The organism is Desulfurobacteriaceae bacterium (assembly GCA_039832905.1).
Lineage (GTDB): Bacteria > Aquificota > Aquificia > Desulfurobacteriales > Desulfurobacteriaceae > Desulfurobacterium.
The window spans coordinates 25,251-31,408 of sequence record JBDOLX010000031.1 but is presented as its reverse complement, the minus strand read 5'-3'; the positions used below and the strand labels follow the sequence as shown (position 1 = coordinate 31,408).

Below are 6,158 nucleotides of genomic sequence, written 5' to 3'. Positions count from 1 at the left end.
TACTTAGATGTTTCAGTTCCCCTCGTTCGCTCTGTCATGGCTACTTAACTCACCATGCAGTGATCCAGTATTTCTACTGGCCGGGTTGCCCCATTCGGAAATCCACGAGTCAAAGCATGCTTGATCACTCGTCGTGGCTTATCGCTAACTAGCAAACGTCCTTCATCGCCTCTTACTGCCAAGATATCCACCATATACCCTTATTAGCTTTTAATGTAGATATAAAAAACAGTTTAAATATAATTGATCAAATCCCTTCAGACTTTGTTAAAATATCTGAAAGTGGTATAAATAATCCTGATTCTGTAGTTGAGCTTAAAAAAGCTGGGTTTGATGGATTTCTAATTGGTGAATATTTCATGAAATCTGATTCACCAAATGATTTAGCTAATAAATTTATTAATCTTGTTGAGAATGAAATTTAAAGTTTGTGGGCTTAAAGAAAGTGCTAATATGCTTGATGTATCAGAATTAAAACCAGATTACATTGGTCTTATATTTTGGAGTAAATCTAAACGATTTGTAAAGGATTCAACTCCTGAATTACCAAATGAAATCAAAAAAACAGGAGTTTTTGTTGATGAAAACGTATTGAGACAAATAAGAGAAGAAACCGATAAAGTTTGTAAGTTTACGAATTGTCAAAAAGTTGCTTACGAAGTATTAAGGTATCTTGGATACAAGGTTTCTTTACAAAAGGACAAAATTCTTATTGAAGGTTCTGAAATAATTCAGGATGTTGCCTTTGAAGGAATCCCTGATGATGTAGAAAGTTCCTTGGAAGCTTTACGGTTAATTTTGGTAAAGAAAAAGTTTGATGAAACCTTAGTCGAAAACGTGAGAAAGCTTATCCTTTTAAGACTTCATTCTGTTGGGTACAGGAAAGCCAAAGTTAAGGTATCTATTCTAAAGAGACCTGACGGCTATGCAGTAAAGTTCAGGGTTATACCCGGCCCTCTATTTTTCATACAAACTATTAAGATTAAAGTGTCCACCAAATTTAAGTCTAAGGTAGAAAAAACTTTTAGAGAACTTGTAGGAAAAGCTGTCAATACAAGCGAGATTAAGGAAAAGATAGAGGAACTGGAAGATTATTTTCTGAAGCAAGGATACTACAACGTTTCTATTGACTACAAGATAAACGACAAAACTCCTTCTACAACCTTAGTTGTAAGTATAGATTTAGGGAAACTTTACGTCGTAAAATTTAAAGGAAATAAATCTTTTTCTCAAAAGAAGTTAAGAAAATTACTAACTTTTGCTTCTTCTAAATCTTTAGATGAATTTGAGATAGAGAGGTCTAAAAAAAATATCGAAATTTTTTACAAGAATAACGGATTTCCTTTTGTAAAAGTTTCCTTTGAATTTACAGAAGAACAGAATATATCCATTTTGACCTTCCTTATAAGAGAGGGAAAAAAAGTAGTAATTAGAAAAGTTGCAGTAAGTCCGACCTTAAAGGGTAAAGACATTAGCTTTTTAAATTCGGCTAAAGGCGTCTTTTCCTTGAAGAAAGTTGAAAAGGTCAAAGTTAAGTTAAAGAAAATTTTCGAACGGGAAGGTTTTAGGGATGTAAAAGTTAGTTACTATTTAGATGGAAGTACTCTAGTTCTTAAAGTCTTCAAAGGAAAGAAGTATAAAATAACTGGTTTTTCGATAATAGGAGCTAGGATTTCTTTTTTGGAACAAAAGCTACCTATTCCCTATTCAAAAGAATTTGTAAAAGAGTTGAAGGAAAAGATTTTGCGCTATTACCTTAAGAAGGGGTATATTGACGCTACTGTCAAAATAAAAGAAAAAATCAGCGAAGCGCAAGAAATTGCTAATGTTTACCTTTACATATATGTAACACCGGGAATTCAGTACAAATTTTGCTATGTAATAGTTGTAGGTCTTAAGAGAACAAAACTAAGTCTTGTTAGAAAATTAATAGTTATTAAACCATCGAAATTGTATAGTAGAGAAGATGTAGTAAAGCAATACTCCATACTTTCCCGTACCCAGCTTTTTTCAAGGGTAAACGTTGAAAGCTTCAAAACAGATGGCTGTATTAACGAAATAATCCGCCTAGAAGAAGCCTCTAAACTTAGGGTTAAAGGTTTTGTCGGTTTTGGAACAGATACGGGATTTACTACCAACGGTTTTATTTCAAGTACTTCCCCTTTAGGTTGGGGTATGAGATATACACTTTTGGGAAACTATAGGCAGAAAGAAGGTTACGATGCTGTTTTCAGGATAACAAAGGTGGCTTTTCCTACTAAGGACTATTCTGTTTCTTACACTATAATCAGAAAAGAACAGCTTTTTGAAAGTTTTACGGTAGATAGGATAATTCATAACTTCTCTATAAACCGCCAACGGGGAAAAAAACTTTTTCAGGCCTTAGGTTTTGAAGTAGGAAATGAGAAAGTGTTTGATACTTCTATAAATACCCAAAACTCTTTTATTAAAAGATCGATGTACGTTTCTCAGACTTATGATAAGAGAAACAGTAAATCTAATCCTTCTAAAGGTTATATGGTCTACTTAAAGCTTGCTGTTTCAGGAGGTTTTTTGGGAGGAGATACAGATTACTACTTGGTAGAATCAAAAAGTCTTTTTCTAATGCCTTTAAGGGAAAAATTGGTTTTTGCTTTTAGAGTTGCTGGCGGAGTAATAGATCCTATAGCGGATAGTCCTATTCCCATTCAGGATAGGTTCTACCTTGGGGGAGCTGAAAGCATTAGAGGTTACAAATACGGAACAGTTTCTCCTCAAGATGAAAATGGAAACTTCATAGGAGGAAATTGTTTTGGCTTCTTTAGTTTTGAACTTAGATACAATTTAAAGAAAAGCCTTCAACTTGCACTTTTTTATGATACTGGAAATGTTTTCGAAGAACCGAAAGAATTTAACTTGAGGTTTTCAGAGTGGTATTCTTCTGTTGGAATAGGATTTAGATACATTACTCCCGTTGGTCCTTTGCGTTTTGATTACGGATATAAACTTAAAAGAGTCGAAGGACAAGGACCGGGAAGGTTTCACATATCGTTCGGTTTTCCATTCTAAAGAGAGCTTCTTGCAAGAGCATTTATGTTTAGTGGATCTTCTCCAAAAAGTAAAAATCTTCTATAGCCTATGTAAGCCACCATTGCACCGTTATCAGAGGTAAACTGAAGTTCTGGCAGGAAGACCTTTATCCTTTCATCTACTTCCATTTCTCTTAAAAGTTCTCTAAGGAAAGAATTTGCAGATACTCCTCCTGCAACGGCAAGTTTATCTACTTTGAACTCTTTGATTGCTTTCCTGACCTTTCCAACTAAGTACTCTACTGCCGTTTTTTGAAAAGAAGCAGCTATCTGGTCTTTTGGAAAACCTTTTTCAACTAATCTTCTTACGGCAGTTTTTAGACCACTAAAGCTAAAGTTAAAATCTGGAACTTTAGGTTTGGGGAGTTCAAGGTATTCTCCAGAATAACTTTTATAGATTTTGTCTATTACTGGACCCCCAGGATATCCAAGGTTAAGCATTTTGGCAACTTTGTCGTAAGCTTCTCCTACAGCGTCATCTAAAGTTTTTCCAACAAGTTTATACCTACCTATTCCTTCAACAAGAACTATTAGCGTGTGTCCACCACTTACAACCAACGAAAGAAATGGGTATTCAGGTTCACCACCAATGAAAGGAGAAAAAATGTGGGCTTCTATGTGGTGAACGCCTTTGAATGGAATTCCTTTAAAGAACGCTATACCTTTACCAAAGGTTAAACCTACAAGAAGGGCAGGAAGTAAACCTGGAGTTCTTGTCGCTGCTACAAGTTCTATATCGTCTTTTGACACTTTTGCAACTTTTAAAGCTTCCAAAAAAACAACATCTATGTTTTCAGCGTGTTTCCTTGCAGCAATTTCGGGAACAACCCCTCCAAATTCTTGATGAAACTGGTACTGAGATGAAACTATATTTGAAAGAACTTTATTGTTTTTCGCATCGTAAACAGCTATTGAAGTATCGTCACATGAAGTATCTATTCCAAGAACGATCATTAAGTTTCAACCTCCAGATCCCAATATATTTCAGGATACTTACCGAGTCTATCCTTTTCTTCCATAGCTATTTCTGTTATTACATCTGAAACTTTTAGTTTTACCTCTTGAGAGTTCTCTTTAACGAAAACTTTTATACAGGTGTCTATATAAATTTCACATATAGGAACCACTTCTACTCTCTTTACTTCAGGTATCTTTTCAAGATTTTCAACAAGTTTCTTAGTTAAGTCTTTTTCCTTCATTTTTCCAGCCTCTTTAAAATTACTATCTGGTTTCTAAGGGTTTTTACTGTTGTATTAAAGAGTTCTCTTAAGTCCTGATACTCTTCTTTTGGTATTACACTCTTTTTAAGAACCATTTTGGAGGAAAGCTTTAGTACTTTCTTGTCCACCTTCCACTTTATCTCGAAGGTGCCGACTCTATTGCTGAAAAAGAAATCTTCTGGTTTTAAGGAAAGTTCGAAGCCGTCAGGGATTTCAAGTTCAACTTCTGAGATTTTTTCCATTCTATAGCCTACGACGTAAGGATAGTTTCTGTTTTTTGAAGCAACCAATGAAACGATTCTTTCGTAGTTAGGAGTTGGAAACTTTGCAATTAGGAAATGAGAGGTTAAGGTTCCGTACGTTTGATCTTTACCTTTGATTTCTATCTCCACATCTTTTACGGAAAGATTTTTGTAGTCCGAGGTTTTGAACTCTTCTACGTCAAAGCCAGGGGATACTTTAGATGCTAAAGAACTTACATATCTTTTTAAAGCCTCTTGATCAAGAGATAAAAGTCTTCCTCTTTCGAAAGAACTGTAAACTCCTTTGTAATAAAACTTAAACTCACCTGTCAGTTCTCCCAAAGGAGATAGTTTAAACTTCCCACTGAAACCTTCAACGTTTTCTTCTGGTGAAGCAATAGGAGTTTCAGAAACAATAGCTTTTTCTTTCTCAATATCAACTATCAAAACGTTTCTTCCTTGATCCTGAAATGGAAGGAGTTCGAAGGGTGTGTTGTCGGAGGTTGTATCCATAAATAGGAATTTGTTTCCCACTTTTATAGCAGCTATCTCGTGATTAAAAGCAGTTGGGATGGGAACTTCCTTGTCCATATTGGAGATGGAAATCGTAGGTATTAAAACTGGATATCCTTTTACTCCTATTACTTTAAGCATAGCTATTAACAGAGTTGCGTGATCTTTACAGTCACCGTACCTATTCTTTAGAACCTCTTGTGCACTGTGGGGTTTATAGCCATTTATTCCGAATTCCATTCCAACGTAACGAATGTTTTGTGCCACAAAGTTGTAAATGGTTTGTATCTTCTCTTTCCTTGTCTTTTTATCTTTAACCAGTTCTTGAACCAACTTTTCTATTTCAGGTGAAGGTTTTAAAGCTTCTTTTGCAAGTTCAGAATACCACTTGGCTACTTTATCCCAGTTTTCTATGGAAGTTATAACTACCTTCTTTGCAAGTTCCCCAAAAGGTGGCATATTGGGTTCTTTTACTATAGGAGGAACGTTCTTTACTTTCCAGCTTAGGAGTATGTAGTTTCCTTCTTCCAGTTTTTCAAAAGAAACTTCTTTTTCCTTTAGGTTATAAGTCTTGAACTTAAAGTATTTCCCTTTAGGTACAAAAGCTTTAAAAGTTGCTTCCTTTATGGGATATTCATCTTGAAAATAGTTGGTTGCCCAAAATTCTCCTTCCATGTAAGGTTTAAAGGTTTCTATCTCGAAAGCGTACTTTATTACTGCCCCTTTAACTACTCCGGGCATTGAGATTGTTTGATATTTAAGATCTGAGTATATAGGTGCTTCTTGAACAAAAGGAGGTGAGACTATGTTAAAGGCTTTCTTGCTAGGCTGTACAGTTTCTCCAGTTGGTAAAACGGTGTAGGCGTATAGAATTTTAACTTTTTGGTGTTCTGACGAGAAGGGGATAACTATTTCTCCAAAACTTTTTATTCCTCTTTTATCCAGAATCTTTATAGCTTTTTCTTCTCTCCAAATTTTTCTGCCGTTCTTAAAAAACTTAACGAAACAATGATCGTAAAGGATTTCTGCGCCGTAAGTAGCGGCTATTACTCTGAGTGGAAATAGAATCAAAAGCAAGAAAAGGAATAGAAACCTCATCTGTCCTCCTTATTTTG

General features: G+C 35.2%; 4 protein-coding genes, 1 rRNA gene and 1 pseudogene. 2 read left to right on the top strand and 4 right to left on the bottom strand.

What is annotated here, in order from left to right; all coding sequences use genetic code 11:
• A 23S ribosomal RNA gene (locus ABGX27_02110) occupies positions 1-214 on the bottom strand; the annotation flags it as partial.
• Here ABGX27_02110 and ABGX27_02105 point away from each other — a divergent pair.
• Both ABGX27_02105 and ABGX27_02100 read left to right on the top strand, forming a co-directional pair.
• Positions 213-425 (top strand): annotated as a pseudogene (locus ABGX27_02105) (indole-3-glycerol-phosphate synthase TrpC). The gene ABGX27_02110 and the pseudogene ABGX27_02105 sit on opposite strands and share 2 nt — an antisense overlap.
• Positions 415-3,048, top strand: coding sequence for a BamA/TamA family outer membrane protein (locus ABGX27_02100; protein ID MEO2068290.1), 2,634 nt, complete (start codon positions 415-417; stop codon positions 3,046-3,048). Before ABGX27_02105 ends, ABGX27_02100 begins: the two are co-directional and overlap by 11 nt.
• On the opposite strand, the gene tsaD is transcribed toward ABGX27_02100, so the two are convergent.
• The 3 genes from tsaD to ABGX27_02085 are packed head-to-tail and all read right to left on the bottom strand — an operon-like array spanning position 3,045 to position 6,141.
• Positions 3,045-4,022 carry a tRNA (adenosine(37)-N6)-threonylcarbamoyltransferase complex transferase subunit TsaD gene (tsaD, locus tag ABGX27_02095; protein MEO2068289.1) on the bottom strand — a complete coding sequence of 326 codons (978 nt, stop codon included), beginning with the start codon at positions 4,020-4,022 and terminating at the stop codon, positions 3,045-3,047. The two genes, ABGX27_02100 and tsaD, sit on opposite strands and share 4 nt — an antisense overlap.
• A complete protein-coding gene (locus tag ABGX27_02090) occupies positions 4,022-4,267 on the bottom strand; it encodes a hypothetical protein (GenBank protein MEO2068288.1) in 246 nt (81 codons plus the stop codon). Before ABGX27_02090 ends, tsaD begins: the two co-directional genes overlap by 1 nt.
• The gene (locus ABGX27_02085; GenBank protein ID MEO2068287.1) at positions 4,264-6,141 is read right to left on the bottom strand and encodes a DUF3857 domain-containing protein; all 1,878 of its coding nucleotides are present in this window, start codon (positions 6,139-6,141) and stop codon (positions 4,264-4,266) included. The genes ABGX27_02090 and ABGX27_02085 overlap by 4 nt, the downstream gene beginning before the upstream one ends.
• Positions 6,142-6,158: the final 17 nt, after the last annotated feature.

Bases quoted from the DNA above. Each gene is read 5' to 3' on its own strand.
- ABGX27_02100 (MEO2068290.1), top strand. From the start codon at position 415: ATGAAATTTAAAGTTTGTGGGCTTAAAGAAAGTGCTAATATGCTTGAT.
- tsaD (MEO2068289.1), bottom strand. From the start codon at position 4,022: ATGATCGTTCTTGGAATAGATACTTCATGTGACGATACTTCAATAGCT.
- ABGX27_02090 (MEO2068288.1), bottom strand. From the start codon at position 4,267: ATGAAGGAAAAAGACTTAACTAAGAAACTTGTTGAAAATCTTGAAAAG.
- ABGX27_02085 (MEO2068287.1), bottom strand. From the start codon at position 6,141: ATGAGGTTTCTATTCCTTTTCTTGCTTTTGATTCTATTTCCACTCAGA.